This is a genomic window from Rhodococcus sp. DK176 (assembly GCF_038447315.2).
Classification (GTDB): domain Bacteria; phylum Actinomycetota; class Actinomycetes; order Mycobacteriales; family Mycobacteriaceae; genus Rhodococcus_F; species Rhodococcus_F jostii_A.
Genome location: NZ_CP118321.2, coordinates 2015311 through 2034731, shown reverse-complemented (window position 1 = coordinate 2034731; position 19421 = coordinate 2015311). Strand labels below are relative to the sequence as shown.

The 19421-nt window shown below is 67.9% G+C and carries 19 protein-coding genes; 11 read left to right on the top strand and 8 right to left on the bottom strand.

The annotated features are described in order from the left end of the window. Positions 1-54: 54 nt before the first annotated feature. Positions 55-1518, top strand: coding sequence for a SulP family inorganic anion transporter (locus PSR88_RS09565; RefSeq protein WP_016882838.1), 1464 nt, complete (start codon positions 55-57; stop codon positions 1516-1518). On the opposite strand, the gene PSR88_RS09560 is transcribed toward PSR88_RS09565, so the two are convergent. Then, positions 1515-2285 (bottom strand): deoxyribonuclease IV, encoded by a 771-nt coding sequence (locus PSR88_RS09560; protein ID WP_016882839.1) that lies wholly within the window; start codon positions 2283-2285, stop codon positions 1515-1517. The two genes, PSR88_RS09565 and PSR88_RS09560, sit on opposite strands and share 4 nt — an antisense overlap. 198 nt (positions 2286-2483) lie before the next feature. On the opposite strand from PSR88_RS09560, the gene PSR88_RS09555 reads away from it, so the two are divergent. Beyond that, positions 2484-2732: a helix-turn-helix transcriptional regulator gene (locus PSR88_RS09555; RefSeq protein WP_009474594.1), complete on the top strand. Its 249-nt coding sequence runs from the start codon at positions 2484-2486 to the stop codon at positions 2730-2732. Continuing rightward, complete coding sequence (locus PSR88_RS09550; protein ID WP_016882841.1) at positions 2732-3967, top strand: type II toxin-antitoxin system HipA family toxin; 1236 nt, start codon at positions 2732-2734, stop codon at positions 3965-3967. The genes PSR88_RS09555 and PSR88_RS09550 overlap by 1 nt, the downstream gene beginning before the upstream one ends. A gap of 6 nt (positions 3968-3973) precedes the next feature. On the opposite strand, the gene PSR88_RS09545 is transcribed toward PSR88_RS09550, so the two are convergent. Continuing rightward, positions 3974-4567, bottom strand: a complete 594-nt coding sequence (locus PSR88_RS09545) for a hypothetical protein (RefSeq protein WP_029539352.1) — start codon at positions 4565-4567, stop codon at positions 3974-3976. A gap of 96 nt (positions 4568-4663) precedes the next feature. Here PSR88_RS09545 and PSR88_RS09540 point away from each other — a divergent pair, with 96 nt between their 5' ends. Next, entirely contained in the window at positions 4664-5839 is a 1176-nt protein-coding gene (locus PSR88_RS09540; protein WP_029539354.1) for a hypothetical protein, read from the top strand. Further along, positions 5836-6249, top strand: coding sequence for a PPOX class F420-dependent oxidoreductase (locus PSR88_RS09535; RefSeq protein WP_016882844.1), 414 nt, complete (start codon positions 5836-5838; stop codon positions 6247-6249). Before PSR88_RS09540 ends, PSR88_RS09535 begins: the two co-directional genes overlap by 4 nt. Here the strand turns inward: PSR88_RS09535 and PSR88_RS09530 are convergent. Beyond that, complete coding sequence (locus tag PSR88_RS09530; RefSeq protein WP_342338084.1) at positions 6244-7533, bottom strand: HNH endonuclease; 1290 nt, start codon at positions 7531-7533, stop codon at positions 6244-6246. The two genes, PSR88_RS09535 and PSR88_RS09530, sit on opposite strands and share 6 nt — an antisense overlap. Before the next feature lie 120 nt (positions 7534-7653). Here PSR88_RS09530 and PSR88_RS09525 point away from each other — a divergent pair, with 120 nt between their 5' ends. Next, entirely contained in the window at positions 7654-8265 is a 612-nt protein-coding gene (locus tag PSR88_RS09525; protein WP_029539358.1) for a maleylpyruvate isomerase family mycothiol-dependent enzyme, read from the top strand. Positions 8266-8272: 7 nt separating this feature from the next. On the opposite strand, the gene PSR88_RS09520 is transcribed toward PSR88_RS09525, so the two are convergent. Genes PSR88_RS09520 through PSR88_RS09505 form a run of 4 tightly spaced genes read right to left on the bottom strand, consistent with a single transcriptional unit; the run spans position 8273 to position 11178 of the window. Beyond that, a complete protein-coding gene (locus tag PSR88_RS09520; RefSeq protein WP_011594800.1) occupies positions 8273-8683 on the bottom strand; it encodes a hypothetical protein in 411 nt (136 codons plus the stop codon). 33 nt (positions 8684-8716) lie between these two features. Then, positions 8717-9529 carry an SDR family NAD(P)-dependent oxidoreductase gene (locus PSR88_RS09515; protein ID WP_016882845.1) on the bottom strand — a complete coding sequence of 271 codons (813 nt, stop codon included), beginning with the start codon at positions 9527-9529 and terminating at the stop codon, positions 8717-8719. Positions 9530-9574: 45 nt separating this feature from the next. Next, positions 9575-10366 carry an SDR family NAD(P)-dependent oxidoreductase gene (locus PSR88_RS09510; RefSeq protein ID WP_011594799.1) on the bottom strand — a complete coding sequence of 264 codons (792 nt, stop codon included), beginning with the start codon at positions 10364-10366 and terminating at the stop codon, positions 9575-9577. 35 nt (positions 10367-10401) lie between these two features. Continuing rightward, positions 10402-11178 carry an SDR family oxidoreductase gene (locus PSR88_RS09505; protein ID WP_009474584.1) on the bottom strand — a complete coding sequence of 259 codons (777 nt, stop codon included), beginning with the start codon at positions 11176-11178 and terminating at the stop codon, positions 10402-10404. A gap of 226 nt (positions 11179-11404) precedes the next feature. On the opposite strand from PSR88_RS09505, the gene PSR88_RS09500 reads away from it, so the two are divergent. After that, positions 11405-12322 carry a tyrosine-protein phosphatase gene (locus PSR88_RS09500; RefSeq protein WP_029539360.1) on the top strand — a complete coding sequence of 306 codons (918 nt, stop codon included), beginning with the start codon at positions 11405-11407 and terminating at the stop codon, positions 12320-12322. Between the two features lie 2 nt (positions 12323-12324). Here PSR88_RS09500 and PSR88_RS09495 read toward each other — a convergent pair whose 3' ends face one another. Beyond that, the gene (locus PSR88_RS09495) at positions 12325-13272 is read right to left on the bottom strand and encodes an aldo/keto reductase (protein ID WP_016882847.1); all 948 of its coding nucleotides are present in this window, start codon (positions 13270-13272) and stop codon (positions 12325-12327) included. Between the two features lie 225 nt (positions 13273-13497). Here PSR88_RS09495 and PSR88_RS09490 point away from each other — a divergent pair, with 225 nt between their 5' ends. The 4 genes from PSR88_RS09490 to PSR88_RS09475 all read left to right on the top strand — a co-directional run bounded on the left by PSR88_RS09490 (position 13498) and on the right by PSR88_RS09475 (position 19414). Next, complete coding sequence (locus PSR88_RS09490; protein ID WP_011594796.1) at positions 13498-15000, top strand: aldehyde dehydrogenase family protein; 1503 nt, start codon at positions 13498-13500, stop codon at positions 14998-15000. A 27-nt stretch (positions 15001-15027) separates the two neighbouring features. Then, a complete protein-coding gene (locus tag PSR88_RS09485; RefSeq protein ID WP_051004171.1) occupies positions 15028-16587 on the top strand; it encodes an APC family permease in 1560 nt (519 codons plus the stop codon). After that, the gene (locus tag PSR88_RS09480; protein WP_016882848.1) at positions 16584-18140 is read left to right on the top strand and encodes a GMC family oxidoreductase; all 1557 of its coding nucleotides are present in this window, start codon (positions 16584-16586) and stop codon (positions 18138-18140) included. The genes PSR88_RS09485 and PSR88_RS09480 overlap by 4 nt, the downstream gene beginning before the upstream one ends. A 92-nt stretch (positions 18141-18232) precedes the next feature. Next, on the top strand, positions 18233-19414 hold the full coding sequence (locus tag PSR88_RS09475; protein ID WP_016882849.1) for a thiolase family protein: 1182 nt from the start codon (positions 18233-18235) through the stop codon (positions 19412-19414). Positions 19415-19421 lie beyond the last annotated feature (7 nt).

The window sequence follows — 19421 nt, the reverse complement described above, 5'->3', positions numbered from 1 at the left end:
AACGCTACCCGGATAGGATCTTCCGGTCTCCTCAGGAAGTAGGTTTGTCTCCCCGTGCCCTCTCTCGCTCTCCGACGGCCGGTGTGGCTGCATCCGACGGTGTTTCGTATCGAGTCGTTGTCCGCGCTCGTCGTGGCGATGGCCCTCATCCCGGAAGCGTTGTCGTTCTCCATCATCGTGGGGGTCGATCCCCGGGTGGGCTTGTTCACCGCCGCGATCATGGCGATGACCATCGCATTCACCGGTGGGCGTCCCGCGATGATCTCGGCGGCCACCGGTTCGGTATCGCTGGTGCTGGCCCCGCTCATGGCGTCACACGGTTTGCAGTACCTCATTGCGGCCGTCTTCCTCGGCGGTGCGATGCAGATCCTCCTCGCCGTCCTCGGGGTGGCGCGGCTCATGCGGTTCCTGCCTCGTAGCGTGATGGTGGGGTTCTGCAACGCGCTGGGAATCCTGATCTTCGTGCACCAGTTCCCGTATCTGACGAATGTGCCGTGGGCGGTGTACGCGCTGCTCGCCGCCGGTCTGGCGCTGCTCGTGTGGATCCCGAAGCTGACCACGGCGGTGCCCGCCCCGCTGCTGGTGATCGTCGGTCTCACCGCGTTCACCGTCCTCGCCGGTGTCGCGGTGCCCACCGTCGGGCACCAGGGTGAACTGCCAGACGGACTGCCGACTCTGATCGGGTTGCCGGACGTTCCCCTCACCGTCGACACCCTGAAGATCATCGCGCCGTTCGCGCTGGCGATGGCCGTCGTCGGACTGCTCGAATCGCTGATGAGCGCCAAGCTCGTGGACTCCGTCACCGATACGCACTCGGACAAGACGCGGGAGTCGTGGGGGCAGGGCGTCGCGAACATCGTGACCGGTCTCTTCGGCGGCATGGGCGGGTGCGCACTGATCGGGCAGACCATCATCAACGTCAAGACCGGTGGTGCGCGAACCCGGTTGTCGACGTTCCTGTCCGGTGCGTTTCTGCTGATTCTCGTGGTCGGGCTCGGCGACGTGGTGGGGACCATTCCGATGGCGGCGCTCGTCGCCGTGATGGTGCTGGTGGCCGCCACGACCTTCGACTGGCACAGCGTCCGCACGCTTCGGCGGATGCCGCTGAGCGAGACGATGGTGATGCTCAGCACCGTGGCGGGCACCCTGGCCACCGACAACCTCGCGGTCGGTGTGGGTGTCGGCGTGCTGGTGGCGATGGTTCTGTTCGCACGCCGGGTAGCCCACATGGTGGACGTGCGCGGCGAACTCGACGGCGACGTGAAGATGTACCGGGTGAGCGGTCAGCTCTTCTTCGCCTCGTCCAACGACCTCGTGTTCTCGTTCGACTACGCCGACGACCCCGGCCGCGTCGTGATCGATCTGTCGGGCGCCACCATCTGGGACGCGTCCACCGTGGCCGCGCTCGATGGCATCACCACCAAGTACGCGAGCCGCGGCACCGACGTCACCGTGGAGGGCCTGAACCCGGTCAGCGAGGAGCGGTACCGCAGGCTGACCGGCCGGCTGGGCGACTAGCCCGCGGTTTCCCGCAGGTACGCGAGGTCCTCGGCCAGCCCCTCCGACGGCGTCTCGAGGACGACGGGCGCATCGGCGGTGCGCACGACCTCGGCGAGCAGTTCGGCGTCGATGGTTCCCTCGGCGAGGTTGGCGTGCCGGTCGCGGGCCGAGTTGAACTCGTCGCGGGAGTTGTTGAGGTGCACCAGGTCGATGCGTCCGGTGATGGCCTTGATGCGTTCGACGACACCGACCAGTTCCTCGCCGCCCGCCCACGCGTGACAGGTGTCGAGGCAGAATCCGGCGCCGAAATCGCCGACCTCCTGCCACAGCCGGTCGATGGCGTCGAAGTGCCGTGCCATCGCGAAGTCGCCGCCTGCCGTGTTCTCGATCAGGATGGGGACCGGGAATCCGCCCTTGTCGGCCTGGCGTTCGAAGAGTTTGCGCCAGTTGACGATCCCTGCGGTCACGTCCTCGCCGTCGCGGACGTGCCCGCCGTGGACCACCAGGCCGAACGCGCCGATGTCGGCGGCGGCCTGCGCCTGCTGCGCGACGGCGTTGCGGGACGGCATCCGGAGCCGATTGTTGAGGCTGGCCACGTTGATCACGTACGACGAGTGCACGACGACGTCGATGGGACTGTTCCGGATCTCGTCGGTCCGCGGATGCGTCGGCGGTTTGTCCCACTTCTGCGGGTCCGTGAGGAACATCTGGATGACGTCGGCGCCGAGCCGTTCGCCGTATCCGATCGGATCTTCGTCCTGGCGGACGTGTGCTCCTATGCGCATGTATCCAGGGTAGGGGGTGGGTATGACGAGGTGCCTTGTGCTTGTGATCGCATGCTTAAAGCCGGAGGTCATCCATTTTCCGTTCTTCTCGCACCTTAAGCTTGCCATCGCAGTCATAGATATGGACTTCGAGACAGAATCGGCGCACACTGGCGTTAAGCATCCGTCGACAAGCATTGCACCGATCAGGGAGGCTTCATGGCAACCCCACGCCGCCGCGAGCGAACCGAGACCGGCGGGGTCGCCGACGGGTTCGTGGCGCGGCGACATCAGCTCGGGCTGACGCAGGCGGAGCTGGCCGACCTGGCCGGGGTGTCGAGGTCCAGCGTGCAGTCGATCGAATCGGGTCGGGGGACCGTGCAACTGGATCTCGTCGACGCCGTCGCGGATGCGATGGGCTGCCGTCTGGCGCTCGTCACCCGCTCGGGCGTGGAGGTGGCGTCCTGATGGTCGAGAACCTCAGCAACGTCGACCGTGCCGACGTCTACAAGGGTGAGCGCCTCGCGGGCAGTCTCGCGCGGGAGGGCGGCGACGTCGTCTTCCGCTACGACGCCACGTACCTGCAGGACCCCGGCGCCCCGCAGGTCGCGTGGACGATCCCCACGTCGTCGACCGAGGTGCGCGCGAGTGGGGGCAGCGTTCCGCCGTTCTTCGCGGGTCTCCTCCCGGAGGGAATCCGGCTGCGGGGTGCGGTGGCGGCCACCAAGACGTCCGAGGACGATCACCTCACGATCCTGATGGCGGTCGGGGCCGACACGATCGGCGACGTGCGCGTGCTTCCCGCCGGGGCGCCGCCGCCCGAGACCGCACCGGTGTTCGACCCCGACGCGGTCGAGCGCCAGGACCTGCGGGCGTTGTTCGAGCACATGTCGGGGCACGAGGCGGTGAAACTGGACCCCACCTCGCTGCCCGGTGTGCAGGCGAAGGTGTCGGCTCAGATGTACTCGACGCCGATCGCGACCGACAAGGGTCCCGCCATCCTCAAACTCTCGCCACCGCAGGGATATCCGCAGTTGGTCGAGAACGAGCACTTCTTCATGGGACTCGCCGCAAAGTGCGGGTTGCCCGTCGCCGACCATCAGCTGGTGCGCGACGGGAAGGGCAATGCCGGTCTGCTCGTCGCCCGTTTCGACCGGCGGGTCGATCCGTCCGGCCGCGTCATCCGCACACCGCAGGAGGATGCGTGCCAGGTAATGGGGATGTTCCCCGCCGCCAAGTACCGGCTGAAGACCGAGAGCGTGATCACCGCACTCGCCGGCGTGTGTGAGCGCGGCGGCGGTTCGGCCCGGGTCGCCACCTTGGAGCTGCTTCGGCTGGTGGCCTATTCGTACGCGATCGGGAACGGTGACCTGCACGGCAAGAACTTCTCGGTGCAGCTCGCCGCATCGGGGTTGTGGAGTGTCACACCGGCCTACGACCTGCTGTGCACCCAGCCGTACCTCGGATGGCGCGACCCGATGGCCCTCGACTTCTACGGCAAGGCGAACAAGCTGAACCGCAGGCACTTCGTCGAGTCCGGCGGGCGGCTGGGTGTTCCCGAACGCGCGGTCACCAGAATGCTCGACGGCGTCCGCAAGGGCATCGGGCGTGGCATCGAGGAGATCGAGACGATCGGCTTCACCGCGAAGGAGAACGCCCAGCTGCGCACACTGATGGAACGGCGCTCGGACGAACTGGGCTGAGCCGGCTCACCACACTCGAAACGCGCTGTCCGAGAGCGTGAATCCGTGGCCCGCGTCGCTGCGGCACGTGACCCCGGACGTCTCGTCGACGAGGCACGTCAAATCGTTCACGTGTAACGCGGTGCCGTACGACAGTGCGGGGGCGGCAGATCGGTCGAGCGGGTAGTACCGGGGGTCGCCGGCGCTGGCGAACTGGCCGGGGCGGCCACCGGCGACCTCGATCGCGTTGGGCGTCACCGGGGTGCCGGACGCGCCGGCGCCCGGAACCTTCGGCGCCGACGCCGGCATCGGGCCGTGACAGCCGGCGGTCGGGACGTCGCCGCCGGTGAGGATCGCACAGTGGAACTTGGTGCTCGGTGTCGTGAAGTAGTAGCTCCCCGCCGCGGTGCCCGCAAACGTCTGCGGGTTTGCCTGGGCCGGGGTGTTCGTGGTGGTGGTGGTCGTCTTCGGTGCGGTGGTCTTCGGTGTGGTCGTCACCGTCGGGGTGGTCGCGGGCCCCGCGACGGCGCCGGTCTCGGGGGATCCGTCGACCGCGCGACCGCAACCGGCCACCACCAACGCTGTCGCGAACAGAAGTACCGCACGCAACGTGAAGGTCATGAGGGAGAGCCTAGATCCGCACCCCGCCTCGAGTGGTCGCGGCGCGTCCGACGAAATTCTGGGACAGTGGTGACCAGTGAACGGCCAGGAGGTCCGATGTCGGAAAGCACCGAGTACGAGGAGCGGCGTGCACGCATCTCCCTGCAGGTCCGCCAATGGTGTGAACGATCCGCGATCACGGGCACGCACGCCCCGTTGTCGGACGCCGCTGCCGTATTGATCGCCGCCGGACACCTCGATTCGCCCACCCGGCAGGTACTCAGCCACCGGCGTCGCGCCGGCCGCACCATCCCGTCGATCGGCGGCTTCGGGGCGCTGCGCCTGCTGACGGACGAGTACCACCAGGTGGCGCGCCGCGCCGACAGTCTGCGTCCCGGACCGGCGCAACTACTGTTCAAATACCGTGCCACCGAACTGGCCCGCAAGCTGCAGTCGTCTCGGGCTGCGGTCGTGATGTCGCCGGCGCACTACGGCAACGGCGTCCGGGCGATGCGCCGGGATCGGCGTGAGGGTGTCCATCTCGATCTCGAACAGCGTGAGGCGCTGTTCCGGGCGCTGCAACGCACACCGGCGCCGATCGCCGGCACCGCGCTCGAACGTGCAGGCAATTACGCGCGCGGCACCGCGGCGGAACGCCTCGGCCGGGCCGCCGAAAACACCCCGATGGCCGCAGTCGGCCGCCGCGTCGCCGAGGCCATCGGTAAGGGCGTCGATCTCGACAACGACAGATTCGCCGACTCGTACGACACCCTGCTCTACCTGGCGGGGATGCTCTTCGACAGGATCGACGGTTCCGCAGTCTGGCATTCGGAGCACTTCGCGATTCAGCGGTACCAACTCGACCTCGCCGAGGAACTGACGCAGATCGCCGTCGATACCGTGGCGCTGCGCGGAATCCGGACTGAACTCGACGAAGCGCTGCGTGCCACCCATTCCGACACAGCCCGTCAACAGATCGAGGCCCGGCAGAACGCACTGAAGCCGGTGTGGGATCAACTGGTCGACCGCGTCGCCGCACTCGCACGAATCGGCGACCTGCTGTCCCGAGCCGAGGTGCAACTGCGGTCCGTGCTGGCGGTCAACCGGGCGATGAGTCTCGACAGCCGCATCGACGAACTCATCGCACGCTCCGGTGACCGCGAGCTGTCGGCGGAGAACACCCATCACGTCGGCGATCAGTTCGGCGGGGTGGAGGAGCTGATGCTCACCTACCAGTCGACGCTGTACGGAGACATCGCCGAACTCATGTCCTGGTCAGGTGGGAACAAGTGACATTCACCGCGCTGGGAGACGAATCTTTCGTCTCCCTCACCACGTTCCGCCGGTCCGGGGAGCCCGTGTCGACGCCGGTCTGGATCGCGCGCGACGGCGACGCTCTGGTCGTCACCACTCCGGAGGACAGCGGAAAGGTGAAGCGGCTACGCAACAACCCGAGCGTCGAAATTCGCCCCTGTTCGCGGCGGGGAAAAGTGGATGCCGGGATCGACCCGGTAGTCGCAGTGGCCGAGATCGTCACCGACGAGTCCACCAGCCGAAGGATGGCCGACACCATCCGGGACGAGTACGGGCTGGAATACCGGATCGTGATGTTCGTCGAACGCATCCTCGCGCGTCGGCAGAAGCCGCGGGTGCTGTTACGGATCACCCCGGCGACCGAGAGGGTAACACCCACCGCGTCATGACGCGCGTAGGTGCGCCGGGGTCGGGAGCGGCGGCGCGGTTGATCGGTAGTGGTGCCCGGTCGGAGTGCCCAGGTCGAGGAGGTGGGTGCCGCCGGGGTTGTGTACGGGGCGGGCGGACCATCCGTCGCCTTCCTTCGCATAGTTGCAAGCCTCGCAGAGGCCGGACCCGTTGTCGGCCGTCGTGGCACCGGATTCTCGGTGTGAGCGGATGTGGTCGTGGTGTCGGATCGGCGCATCGCACCACGGAGTTCTGCACACGCGGTCCCGCAGGTCGATCAGCTGTCGCAGGCTCTTCGGGAATGTGCGCGACTGCGACTCCATCGCCGTCAACGCCCCCGACTGCGGGCACGAATACACCCGCTGAAGCGACGTCGCGATATCACTGTCGACGACGTCGGCCACCAACTGCCGCGCGATTGCCGCCGGCACCGGCCCGAACCCCTGCAACTGCGCGGCCTCGTGACCGCCGGCCAGCAGGGTCTCGTCCGAGAGCACCAGATTCACCGCCACGGGAACACCCGACGCCACCGCGTGCCCGGTGCCGCGGTCGAACAACAAGTCCACCATCAGCTGATTGCGGGTGCGGCCGCCGCTGTTCCCGGTCGCGATGAGACTGTCCGCATCCCGACCCAACGTGGCCTGCAAACACACCGCCTGCTCCACCGGCATCAGCACGCTCAGATACGCCATCGAGTCCGGCGCCGGCCGTGTCGTCACCCGACGCTCCGACACCGCCTTACGATGCCGGGCCACGACCGCCGCGGCATCGAGTTCCACCACCAACGCTTTCGCCCGTGCGATCAGACCGCGGTCGCCGACGCCGTCGAGAGTGGCCGGGTCCGAGCACAACCGGCGGTCCACGATGCCCCGATCCGCCGCGGACAGGCACGCTGTTTCGCGCACGAGCAGGGTGGCACGCCATTCGTTCAACCGGCCGGTCTGCAACATCGCCAGGGTGTGCGGCATCTCGTGCACCAGCGCCTGCGCGAATTCGAGATGCCGCCCGCCGCGATTTGGGGACTCCCTGCGCGCCAACGCAATCTGCGACGCGATGCCGCGGTCCCAGTCGGCTCGCGGCAACCCCCGAGCCTTGCGGTCCGCACGGATACTCGTGACGACGCCGTCGGTGATCACCGCCTGCGCCGCGCACCCGACCGATTTCAACGCCTCGATCGCGTCGAGCCACTCGATCCCCAACCCCGCATCTCCGTCGACGGAAACCCTCCGCAGCCGCGCCGTGAACGCACGCAACTCGGCCAGATCCGCTGCAATCAATTCCCCCACAACCAACCTCCCCCAAGGTTCGAATGTATGTTCGACTTTACCAATCATGTTCGACCAGGGCAATACCCGGCTACGGTGGTGTGGGAACTCTCGTCGAGAATGATGTGGGGGCTGGGTGCGATGACCGATGATGCCGATCTGCAACGGGCGGTTGCGAACGAGTTCTCGGCACTCGCCGATCTGCTCGACGGCATCTCGGATGCGGAATGGGACACACCGTCGCTGTGCGAGGGCTGGCGGATTCGAGAAGTGGTCGCGCATCTCACCATGGCGGCGCGCTACTCCGAGGAGCAGTTCATGGCGCGCCTGCGTGAGTGGGAGTTCGATTTCACCCGGCTGTCCAACGAGATCGCCCGTAGCGACGCCGAATTGGCGCCGGAGGAACTCGTCGCCTGCCTGCGCGCGGACATCATGCGCCGCTGGACTCCGCCGGGCGGTGGCTACCACGGCGCGCTCAACCACGTGGTGATCCACGGTCTCGACGCCACCGTGCCGCTCGGGCTGCCGCGACACGTACCGGAGGGGACGATGCGGGTCGTTCTCAACGACCTCACGGCGGGTGGCGGGCACTCGAATTTCGGCGTCGGCATCGAGGGACGTGGCCTGCGGGCCACGGACCTCGACTGGTCGTACGGGTGGGGCGCCGAATTACGGGGAACGGGCGAGGATCTCGCGCTGATGATCTGCGGCCGCACGCTGCCGGCAGGACGGGTCGCGGGCGACCCGTTGTAAGTCGGGTTCAGATACCCGGAATGAAGCCCGGGTAGACGAAGTGTCCGGGACCTCCGCCGGGGAGGGTGGCGCCGAGCGATCCGGGGAAGTCCATGGACAACTTGACGAGTTTGTGTGGTTGCCCGTTCTGATCGGCTTGCCAGCAGTCGAGCAGCACGCCGTGGAAAGCGGTGCAGACGATGCGGTTGGCGGTTCCGAACGGCGACGTGAGCCGGTTCGCGCTGACGAACGGATTCCAATAGTCGAGATCGGTGGGGGTGAGGAAGTTCTGGTTGTCGAACGGCGCGACCGGACTGGGCTCGGTGGGTACCGGCGGCCATTCGTCGGCGGCGGCCACACCGGCGCTCCCGAGAAGGGCGGCTGCGGCGACGGCCACGGTCGCGGTGCTCTGTGTGAATCGGCGAGTAGCGGTAGTCATCTCCACCAGGCCAGGGTAAACCGGCGGCAGTTTCTACGTCCGCAAACCGGGATGACGGCTGGCCAGGACCGGGACGAGGAGTTTGTTCGGCGCGAGGTGGGCGAACACGGAGGCGGCCCGGTTCGCGAGGCCGGGGATGGCGATCATGTGCCCCTTGTCGAGGCCGTCGATTCCGGTCCTGGCCACGGATTCGGGGCTTTCCCACATGAAGCTGGGCAGTGCGGCTTCGGCGTCTTCCTTCGCGAAGCCGGCTGTCTCACCGAAACCGGTGTCGACGGGTCCGGGGCAGAGGGCGGTCGCCGTGACGCCGGTGCCCTTCAGTTCGCCGGTGAGGCTCTCGGTGTAGGAGAGGACGAATGCCTTTCCGGCGGCGTAGGCGGCTTGTCCGGGCAGTGGCTGGAACGCGGCCGTGGACGCGACGTTGAGGACGGCGCCGCGGCGTCGTTGCACCATGCCGGGCAGGGCGCGGCTGCAGAGGTCGGCGACGGCCATGACGTCGACCTCGATCATGTTCATCTCGGCGTCCGGATCGGACGCGGCCACCGGGCCGAGCGTGGACAGGCCGGCGTTGTTGACGAGGATGTCGAGGGTGAGTCCGAGCTCGCCGACCCGGTCGAGCAGCGTTCCGCGGGCCGAGCGGTCGGAGAGATCGGCACCCAGCACATGCGCCCGACCGCCGGCCGCCCGCAGTTCGGTGGCCAGTTCTTCCAACTTCTCGGCCCGGCGGGCGACGAGCACCACCTGGTGACCGCGGCGGCTGAGTTCACGGCTGAGGGCCGCGCCGATCCCGGACGACGCTCCGGTGACGAGCGCGGTGCGATCGGCGGCAGGGGTGGGCAGGCTCATGTGTCCAACCTACGTGCCGCCGTCGCACGCGCAAGGGCTCACCGGTCAGGCGTGGGTCCCGCCGTCGATGCGGATCTCGGTTCCGGTGACGAACGCGCCGTCCTCGGAGGCGAGCATGGCGACGACTCCGGCGACCTGCTCGGGTCCGCCCATGGCCGCGCCGCCCGATTCCAGGGTGGTGGGCAGGATGGGGGAGAGCTTGGCGAACAGGCTCCAATCGGCGTCGGACGGAACGTATCCGGATGTGGCGTCGGTGATGCCGGTCTTGATGCTGCCGGGTGCGACACCGACGGCGCGCAGACCCTGCTTGCCGTATTCGAGGGCCAGCGCGTGGGTGAACGACTGGATGCCGCCCTTGCTCGCGGCGTACGCGGCCATGTAGGGGTGCGCGAACGCGGCGGAGGTGGAACTGAAGTTCACGACGACGCTGCGTTCGTTGTTCAGCAGTGCGGGCAGGCATTCGCGGACCATGAGGAACGTGCCGGTGAGGTTGATCCCGATCACCTGATTCCACACGTCCAGCGACGTTTCGTGGGTGTGCGAGGCGCGGAGGATGCCGGCGGCGTTCACGAGTACGTCCAGTCCGCCGAGTTTCTCGACGCTGCTGTTCACGCCGTCGGTGACGGACTTCTCGTCGCCGATGTCGATTGCGGCCACGCTGAGTCGCCCTGCCGTGCCTGCCGCCTCGGCCAGTTCCGCCGTCCGCGCGAGGCCGTCCTCGGACACGTCGGCTGCCACGACGGTGCCGCCTTCCTCGAGCAGGCGGAGGGCGGTGGCCTGTCCGATGCCCGATGCGGCTCCGGTCACCAGGATCCGCCGGTTGTCGAATCGATTCATCGTCTGTGCTCCTCGTGTGTTTTCCGAATTCGATCTCATTGGCCCATGACGTATTTGACGGTCGGTCCGGCGGTCCATCCGCCGTCGACGGCCAGTTCCGCCCCGGTGACGTACGTGGACGCGTCGGACAGCAGGAATCCGACGGCGCCGGCGATCTCCTCGGGCACCCCGACCCGGGCCATGGGGGTGTTGGGGTAGTTGCCCTCGCCCTGCTGGATTCCGAGGCCCGCGGTCATCGGGGTGTACGTCATTCCGGGGTGGACGGAATTGACGCGGATCCGGTCGGTGCCCAGTTCCACGGCGGCGATCTTCGTGAGCCCGCGCACGCCCCACTTGGACGCGCCGTAACCGGCGGTGAGCGCGAGTCCCATCAGTCCGGCGGCCGACGAGATGTTGACGATCGATCCGCCGCCGGCGGCGCGCATCGGGCCGATCACGGCCTGCAGACCGTTGAACACGCCGGTCAGGTTGATGTCGAGGACCGTCCGGAAGTGTTCGAGCGGTTCGTGCTCGATGTACTGGCCGGTGGAGATGCCGGCGTTGTTGACTAGGCCGTCGAGGCGCCCGAACTCGCTCGTTGCGACGTCGACCGCGGCCTGCCACTGCTGCGGGTCGGTGACGTCGAGGTGGCTGTACCGCGCCCGGTCACCGAGCTGGTCGACGGTCGCGCGGCCGTCGTCGTCGAGAACGTCGCCGACCACGACGCTGCCGCCCTCGTCGACGATGCGCTGGGCGAAGGCCGCGCCGAGCCCCCGCGCCGCCCCGGTCACGATCACAACCTTCCCCGCCAGTTGCTGTGCGGTCTCGGTCATCTCAGCTCACATCCTCGTCGTCAATGAATCACGTTCGTCGGGCACGTCGGCTGCCGACGGCCCGAGTCTGCTGCGGGCGCCGCCGGCGGGAAACGGGTTCTCCCGGTGATCGGAACAACCCGTAGCCACGGGAAACGTCCGACCACTGTGATGTGGATTATCCGCTGATGTTCCGGACATGCCGGACGGGCGGATCTCCCCGACGGCCCATCGAAAGGCTTCCCCCATGTCTCGACGCGTCACCTCCGCCGCCGCGGCGCTGCTCACCGGCAGCGTCCTGTTCGCGGGTTTCGGCACGCCTGCGCTCGCTTCGGCGGACCCGCTGTCGCTGCCGGGAATCAGTCTCCCGGGATTCGGTTCGTCCGACTTCGGGAGCGCGGGCCCGGTCGCCGAGACTCCGCGACTGGCGTCGGTCGACAACTTCCGCGATGTCGGGGGATCGGGAAGGGGGTACGCCACCGCCCGCGGAGGACACGTCACGAGGGGGCTGTTCTACCGTTCGAACGCGCTGGTTCCGAACGATCAGGATCTCGCTGTTCTCACCGGGCTCGGCCTGACCGCGGTGTATGACGTGCGGACCGTCGAGGAGGTGGCGGCGAAGCCCGACCGGCTCCCGGCCGGGCCGCGGTACCTCGGTATCCCCATCCTGTCGGGAGACCTGGGGGCGGCAGTCGCGCAACTGAAGTCGCCCGCCGACGCCGTCGCGTTCATGCGGCAGATGAACCGCAGCTTCGTCGACGACGCGGCGACCCGGGCCGGGTTCGTGCAACTCCTGACGTCATTGGCCGACACCGAGGGGCCGCAGATCTTCCATTGCACGGCGGGCAAGGACCGCACCGGCTGGGCGTCTGCGCTGCTGCTTTCCATCGCGGGCGTTTCGCAGGACACCATCTTCGACGACTATCTGCTCACCAACGAGTACACGGCCGCGTCGATGAAGATCACGTACGACCAGATCGCCGCCAGCCGCGGTGAGGCGGTGGCGCAGATCTACCAGCCGCTGCTGGGCGTCGACCGGAGTTACCTCGAGGCCGGGCTCGGCCGGCTCACCGAGCAGTACGGGACGGTCGACCGCTATCTCACCGAGGGGCTCGGTCTGAGTGCGGCGACCGTCGACCGGCTCCGGGGCAAGCTGCTGAGCTGAGGTCAGGCGCCGATCGCGTCCGAGAGAGTCGTCAGCCGGCTGATCTCGGATGCGGTCAGGGTCACGGTGGGGGCGTCGAGTAGAGCGGGAAGTTGTTCGAGGCGGCTCGCGCTCGCGATCGGCGCGGTGATGCCGGGCCGCGTGAGGAGCCACGCGAGCGCGATGGTGGAGATCTCCGCCGAGTGCGTGTCCGCGATCTCGGCCAGGGCGTCGACGACGGCGAGGCCGGACTCGGAGAAGTAGCGGGTCGCCATCCGCTGGCGGGGCTGACCGTCCAGGTCGGCCTGGGTGCGGTACTTGCCCGCCAGGAAGCCGGCGGCGAGCGAGTAGTAGGGGAAGACGCCCAGGCCGTTCTCGGTGGCGATCGCGGCCACCTCGGGCTCGTAGTCGTGGCGGTGCACCAGGTTGTAGTGCGGCTGCAGCGCGATCGGGGCCGCGAAGCCGTTCTCGGCCGTCAGGGACAGCCACTCGCGGATGCGCTCGGGCGAGTAGTTGGAGAGGGCGACGTGGCGGACGAGTCCGTCGCGGACCAGTTCGTCGAAGGCGCCGAGTGTGTCGACGAGCGGAGTGTCGGCGTCGTCGAAGTGGGCGTAGTACACGTCGATGTGGCCGGTCTGCAGCCGCTTCAGGGAGGCCTCCGCCGCCGCGCGGACGTTGGCGGGGGCCAGGCCCTTGAACTCCGGGTGCTGGCTGACCTTGGTGGCGATCACCATGTGGTCGCGGTTACCGCGGGACGCCATCCAGTTACCGAGAACGGTCTCGGACTCGCCGCCGGAGTTGCCCTCGGCGAACGCGGAGTACGAGTCCGCCGTGTCGACGAAGTTGCCGCCGCCTGCGGCGAAGGCGTCGAGGATCTCGAACGACGTCGGTTCGTCACTGGTCCAGCCGAAGGTGTTACCACCGAGGGCCAGGGGAAAGATGTCCAGATCCGAGTTGCCGATCGCGACCACGGGTGCTCCGTTTCTAGGTGTGTCCTGTCCGGGAATGTGCGAAGAGTTCGCCTGACGACGCTATCGCAGCCGCTAGGCGCACGCGCGTCCGGCTACCGGACACAGTCTTCTCGGCGACGGATACCGTCGCGAATCGGACATGTGTGCGCGATCCCCGCCCACCGCGACTCCGACGGCATACCGTAAAGGGGGTGCGTTCGTTCCGGCGAGACACGGAGTTGAGTGATGCAGGACCAGTCGATCGATGACCTCTTGAACACGGGCCTGTTCGTCGACGGGCAGTGGATCCGCTCCAGCTCCGGTGAGACCCGGGACTGCATCAATCCGGCCGACGGATCGGTGGTCGCCACCGTCGACGAGGCGTCCCCGGAGGACGCGACCCGCGCCGTCGCCGCGGCCCGCGCCGCCTTCGACCAGGGAACCTGGCCCTGCACACCCGTCGCCGAGCGCACGGCGTTGGTCGCGAGGATCGCCGATCTCCTCGAGCGCGACAAGGAGACCCTCGCACGCATCGAGACGCTCGACACCGGAAAGACTCTGGAGGAGAGCAGGATCGACATCGACGACGTGGTGTCGGTGTTCCGGTACTACGCGCAACTCGCCGCGGTCGAAGCCGACGCTCTGGTCGATGTCGGCCGGCCCGAGGTGATCAGCCGGGTGGTGCGCGAGCCGATCGGCGTGTGCGTGCTCATCGCACCGTGGAACTACCCGCTGCTGCAGATCTCGTGGAAGGTGGCGCCCGCGCTGGCCGCCGGGTGCACCATGGTCCTCAAACCGAGCGAGGTGACCCCGCTCAGCACCATCGCGTTCACCGCACTGATCGCCGAAGCAGGTGTCCCCGCCGGGGTGGTGAACCTCGTGCAGGGCAGTGGCGCCGTGCTGGGCGCCGCGCTCACGGGCACCCCCGACGTCGACTTCATCTCGTTCACCGGCGGGCTGGCGACCGGACGCGTCATCCTCGAGACCGCGGCGAAGAACGTCACCAAGGTGGCGGTGGAACTCGGTGGCAAGAATCCGCACATCGTCTTCGCCGACGCGGACGGAGACGATTCGGTGGACCAGGTGCTCACCGGGGTGTTCCTGCATTCCGGTCAGGTGTGCTCGGCGGGAACCCGCCTGATCATCGAGGAGTCCATCGCCGACCGGTTCGTCGCGGCACTGGCCGCGCGGGCGGAGAAGATCCGGATGGGCAACGGTCTCGATCCCACGAGCCGAACCGGCCCGCTGGTGTCCGAGGCCCACCGGGAGAAGGTCGAACGGTACGTGGCGCTCGGCCTCTCCGAGGGCGCCCGGTTGGTGACCGGGGGAGCCCGGCCCGCCGATCCCGCGTTGGCGGACGGGAGCTACTACCTGCCCACCATCTTCGACCACTGCGACCGCACCATGCGCCTCGTGCAGGAGGAGACGTTCGGCCCGATCCTCACCGTCGAGCGCTTCACCACGGAGGAGGAGGCGCTGCGGCTGGGCAACGACACCGAGTACGGCCTCGCCGCCGGCGTCCGGACCGCCGACAGCGCGCGGGGCGAGCGGATGGTGCGCGGTCTGCGCCACGGCACGGTGTGGCTCAACGACTTCGGCTACTACACCGCGGCCGCCGAGTGGGGCGGCTTCAAGATGTCGGGGAACGGGCGCGAACTCGGCCCCACCGGTCTGGCGGAATACCAGGAGACCAAACATATCTGGCACAACACCTCGCCCACGGCGGCGGGGTGGTTCGACAACGGCTAGGTCGGCGCACGGAGAGGCGAGAGAACCATGGCTACTCGGCACGGAGCAGTGGGTGACGGAGGTGCGCCGGGGGACAGTGGACTCGGCGAACTGGGGTACAAACAGGAATTGGACCGCAGCCTCGGCAAATTCGCCAGTTTCGCGGCGGGAGTCAGCTACATCTCGATTCTCACCGGCACGTTCCAGCTGTTCTACTTCGGGTTCGGCACCGCCGGACCGGCGTACCTGTGGTCCTGGCCGATGGTGTTCGTCGGGCAGATGGCCGTCGCCCTGTGTTTCATGGAGCTCGCCGCCAAGTACCCCGTCGCCGGCTCGGTCTACAACTGGGCCAAGCTGCTCGGCAGCAGGATCGTGGGATGGTCGTCGGGCTGGCTGATGCTCACCGCGTCGATCGTGACCCTCTCGGCCGTCGTGCTCGCCCTGCAACTCAACCTGCCGAGGCTGTGGAGCGGATTCCAGATCATCGGTGACGGCAGCGGTGAGTACGACTTCGCCACCAACGCCGTCATTCTCGGCACCATCATGATCGCGTTCACCACGGCGGTCAACGCGTTCGGCGTCAAGCTGATGGCTCTCATCAACAGCACGGGTGTGTTCGTCGAACTGATCGCGGCCGTCCTCATCGCGATCATCCTCGCCGCCAACATCACTCGCGGTCCGGACGTGTTCTTCTCCACCCACGGGTACGGCGCCGGGGAGAGCGGTGGATATCTGACGGTGTTCCTCGTGGCGTCACTCGCCTCCGGGTACGTGATGTACGGATTCGACACCGCGAGTTCGCTCGGCGAGGAAACCGTCGACCCACGACGGACGGCACCCAAGGCCATCCTGCGGGCGATCCTCGCGTCGTTCGTCATCGGCGGGGCGATTCTGGTATTCGCCGTCATGGCAGCCCCCGACCTCGAGGATCCGCTGATCGGCAGCAGCGAGGGCGGCCTGCAGTACATCGTCGAGCAGGTGATGTGGGGACCGCTCGGGAAGATCTTCCTGGTCTGCATCGTCGTCGCGGTCACGGTGTGTTCGCTCGCGGTGCACGCCGCGGCCATCCGGCTCACGTTCGCGATGGCCCGCGACAACGCATTGCCCTTCGGGGAGCGGCTGGCCCACGTCAACCCGAAGCATCAGACGCCCGTGGTCCCCGCCATCGTGATCGGTGTGCTCGCGGCGTTCATCCTCGTCATCAACATCGGTCAGCCGCAGATCTTCACCGTGCTGACATCGATCGCGATCATCATGATCTACCTGGCGTACCTCATGGTCACCGGGCCACTGCTGAAGAAACGCCTGCAGGGGCAGTGGCCGCCGAAGGAACTCGCGGAGAGCGGCTATTTCACGATGGGCCGGTGGGGGCTTCCGGTGAACATCTTCGCCGTGCTGTGGGGAGTGGGGATGGCGCTCAATCTCGCGTGGCCGCGCCCCGAGGTGTACGGCACTCCCTGGTACAACACGTGGGGTGCGTTCGTCTACATCGGCATCATTCTCGGGCTCGGTCTCCTCTGGTATGCGGTGAAGGGCCGCAACCACATCGGCTGTCTCGCCTCGCACGCGGCGTCGTCGAAGGACGAGGCGGAGAGCGAACTGCCATGACGGACACCGTGTTCGACTATGTCATCGCAGGCGGGGGAACGGCCGGATGTGTGCTCGCCGCGCGGCTCAGCGAGGACCCCTCGGTGACCGTCTGCCTCGTGGAGGCCGGGCCGTCCGACGTCGGTGACCGCAACGTCCTCGAGCTGTCGCAGTGGATGCATCTGCTGGACTCCGGCTACGACTGGGACTATCCGGTGGAGCCGCAGGAGAAGGGCAACAGCTTCATGCGACACGCCCGCGCCAAGGTGCTCGGCGGATGCTCCTCCCACAATTCGTGCATCGCGTTCTGGCCACCCGCCGAGACACTCGACGACTGGGCGGCGGCGGGTGCCACCGGCTGGGGCGCGAAGGACGTGCTGCCGCTCGTGGCGCGGGTGGAGAACAACGACGCCCCCGGCGAGCAGCACGGCCGCAGCGGTCCGGTGCGGTTGCGCGACGTCCCGCCGCACGACCCCTGCGGCGTGGCCCTGCTCGAGGCCGCGGCGAAGGTCGGGTTGCCCACCGTGCAGTTCAACCGGGGCACGACGGTGCTCGACGGGGCGGGGTGGTTCCAAATCAACGCGTCCGAGGACGGCACGCGCATGTCGACGTCGCACGCCTACCTGCATCCGATTCTCGGGTCACGCCCCAACCTGGAGGTGCGCACCGACTGCCGGATCAGCGAGATCGTCATCGACGACGCGCTGGCGGCGACCGGCGTGCGGTACCAGCGCCCCGATCTCACCGGATACGACACGGTCTCGGCGCGCCGCGAGGTGATCGTCACCGCCGGGGCCATCGACACACCGAAACTGTTGATGCTCTCGGGTATCGGGCCGACGGTGCACCTGCGTGAGATGGGTGTGCAGGTTCGGGTCGACGCTCCCGGGGTCGGGCAGAACCTCGACGATCACGTCGAAGGGCTGGTGTTCTGGGACGCGTCCCGGCCGATGGTCGAGACGTCCACACAGTGGTGGGAGATCGGATTGTTCGCCACCACCGAGGAGGGGCTGAACCATCCGGACCTGATGATGCACTACGGCAGCGTGCCGTTCGACATGAACACACTCCGGTGGGGTTACCCCACCACGGACAACGGTTTCTGCCTCACCCCGAACGTCACGCAGGGACTCTCTCGCGGAACGGTACGTCTGCGTTCCCGCGACTTCCGGGATCGTCCGCGAGTGGATCCCCGGTACTTCACCGACCCGGACGGCCACGACGAGGCCGTGATGCTTGCCGGGATCCGGCTGGCGCGCCGCATCGCCGAGCAGGAACCTCTCCGCGGCTGGATCACGAGGGAACTGGCCCCCGGGCCGGAGGCGGTCACCGACGACGAACTGATCGACTACGCGCACCGGACGCACAACACGGTGTACCACCCCGCCGGGACCGCCAGGATGGGTGCGGCCACCGATCCGATGGCCGTTCTCGATCCGGAACTGCGAGTGAAGGGCGTTCGCGATCTGCGGGTGGTGGACGCGTCCGCCATGCCGAAACTGCCCTACGTCAATCCCAATATCACGGTCATGACGATGGCCGAGAAGTGCGCCGATCTGATCCGCGGAACCTGACCCGGCGACGTGTCGGAGGACCTGCGTGAACAGCCGGGTACTTTGAAGTCCTACTATCTCACCGTACTGGTAGAGAGACGGAAGGGCACGTCATGAATTCTCCTGAACCGATCGTGGTAGTCGACGGCGCGAGGACCCCGATCGGCAGCTTCGGTGGTGCGTTCAAGGACGTGCCCGCCCACGAACTGGGTGCCACCGCCGTCAAGGCCGCGCTGGAGCGTGCCGGGGTGCCGGGTGAGGACATCGACGAGGTGGTGATGGGCTGCATCGGTCAGGTCGGACCGGACGCCTACAACGCCCGCCGCGTGGCCCTGGCCGCGGGACTTCCGGAGAGGACCCCCGCGTACACCGTCAACCGGCTGTGCGGGTCCGGTCTGCAGGCGGTGTGGTCGGCGGCGCAGCAGATGCGCTGGGGCGGGGTGAACTTCGCCCTCGCCGGCGGTGACGAGAGCATGTCGCGGATGCCGTTCTACGACTTCTCCGCCCGCTCCGGCTACAAGCTCGGCGACCGCACACTCGTGGACGGCACGGTCGCGATCCTGACCGACCCGTTCGGTGGCGTGCACATGGGCCGCACCGCCGAGGCCGTCGCCCGCAAGTACGACGTCAGCCGGCAGCAGCAGGACGAGTTCGCCGTCGAATCCCAGCGCCGCGCCGCCTCCGAGGCCGCGAAGGTCGCGTTCGCCGAGGAGATCACCCCCGTCGAGATCGGGGGCCGCCGCCCGAAGACGATCGACGTCGACGAGCACCCCAAGCCCGACACCACCCTCGAGACCCTGGCGAAGCTGCGGCCGGCGTTCGAGGAGGGCGGGTCGGTGACCGCGGGCAACGCGTCCGGTATCAACGACGGCGCCGCGGCCCTGGTGCTGGCCACGCAGTCCGCCGCGCAGGAGAAGGGCCTGACCGGGCTGGTCACGCTCGAGGCCGTCGCGACAGCGGCGATGGACCCGGCTCTGATGGGGTACGCCCCCGTGCTGGCGCTGGCGAATCTGTTCGAGCAGACCGGCACCACCCCCGGCGACATCGACGTGATCGAGCTGAACGAGGCGTTCGCGTCGCAGGCCGTCGCCGTGATCCGGGACGCGAAGCTGAACCCGGAGAAGACCAACCCGTACGGCGGCGCGATCGCGCTGGGTCACCCGGTCGGGGCGACCGGCGCGATCCTGAGCCTGCGCCTGGCGAAGGACCTCGTGCGCCGCGACCTCGAACTCGGCATCGTCACCATGTGCATCGGCGGCGGCCAGGCCCTCGCCGCACTCTTCCGGCGCATCTAGAACCGAG

Excerpts from the sequence above, each read along its gene's own strand:
- PSR88_RS09560 (WP_016882839.1), bottom strand. The coding sequence starts at position 2,285 with ATGCGCATAGGAGCACACGTCCGCCAGGACGAAGATCCGATCGGATAC.
- PSR88_RS09555 (WP_009474594.1), top strand. The coding sequence starts at position 2,484 with ATGGCAACCCCACGCCGCCGCGAGCGAACCGAGACCGGCGGGGTCGCC.
- PSR88_RS09550 (WP_016882841.1), top strand. The coding sequence starts at position 2,732 with ATGGTCGAGAACCTCAGCAACGTCGACCGTGCCGACGTCTACAAGGGT.
- PSR88_RS09545 (WP_029539352.1), bottom strand. The coding sequence starts at position 4,567 with ATGACCTTCACGTTGCGTGCGGTACTTCTGTTCGCGACAGCGTTGGTG.
- PSR88_RS09540 (WP_029539354.1), top strand. The coding sequence starts at position 4,664 with ATGTCGGAAAGCACCGAGTACGAGGAGCGGCGTGCACGCATCTCCCTG.
- PSR88_RS09525 (WP_029539358.1), top strand. The coding sequence starts at position 7,654 with ATGACCGATGATGCCGATCTGCAACGGGCGGTTGCGAACGAGTTCTCG.
- PSR88_RS09520 (WP_011594800.1), bottom strand. The coding sequence starts at position 8,683 with ATGACTACCGCTACTCGCCGATTCACACAGAGCACCGCGACCGTGGCC.
- PSR88_RS09515 (WP_016882845.1), bottom strand. The coding sequence starts at position 9,529 with ATGAGCCTGCCCACCCCTGCCGCCGATCGCACCGCGCTCGTCACCGGA.
- PSR88_RS09510 (WP_011594799.1), bottom strand. The coding sequence starts at position 10,366 with ATGAATCGATTCGACAACCGGCGGATCCTGGTGACCGGAGCCGCATCG.
- PSR88_RS09505 (WP_009474584.1), bottom strand. The coding sequence starts at position 11,178 with ATGACCGAGACCGCACAGCAACTGGCGGGGAAGGTTGTGATCGTGACC.
- PSR88_RS09500 (WP_029539360.1), top strand. The coding sequence starts at position 11,405 with ATGTCTCGACGCGTCACCTCCGCCGCCGCGGCGCTGCTCACCGGCAGC.
- PSR88_RS09490 (WP_011594796.1), top strand. The coding sequence starts at position 13,498 with ATGCAGGACCAGTCGATCGATGACCTCTTGAACACGGGCCTGTTCGTC.
- PSR88_RS09485 (WP_051004171.1), top strand. The coding sequence starts at position 15,028 with ATGGCTACTCGGCACGGAGCAGTGGGTGACGGAGGTGCGCCGGGGGAC.
- PSR88_RS09480 (WP_016882848.1), top strand. The coding sequence starts at position 16,584 with ATGACGGACACCGTGTTCGACTATGTCATCGCAGGCGGGGGAACGGCC.
- PSR88_RS09475 (WP_016882849.1), top strand. The coding sequence starts at position 18,233 with ATGAATTCTCCTGAACCGATCGTGGTAGTCGACGGCGCGAGGACCCCG.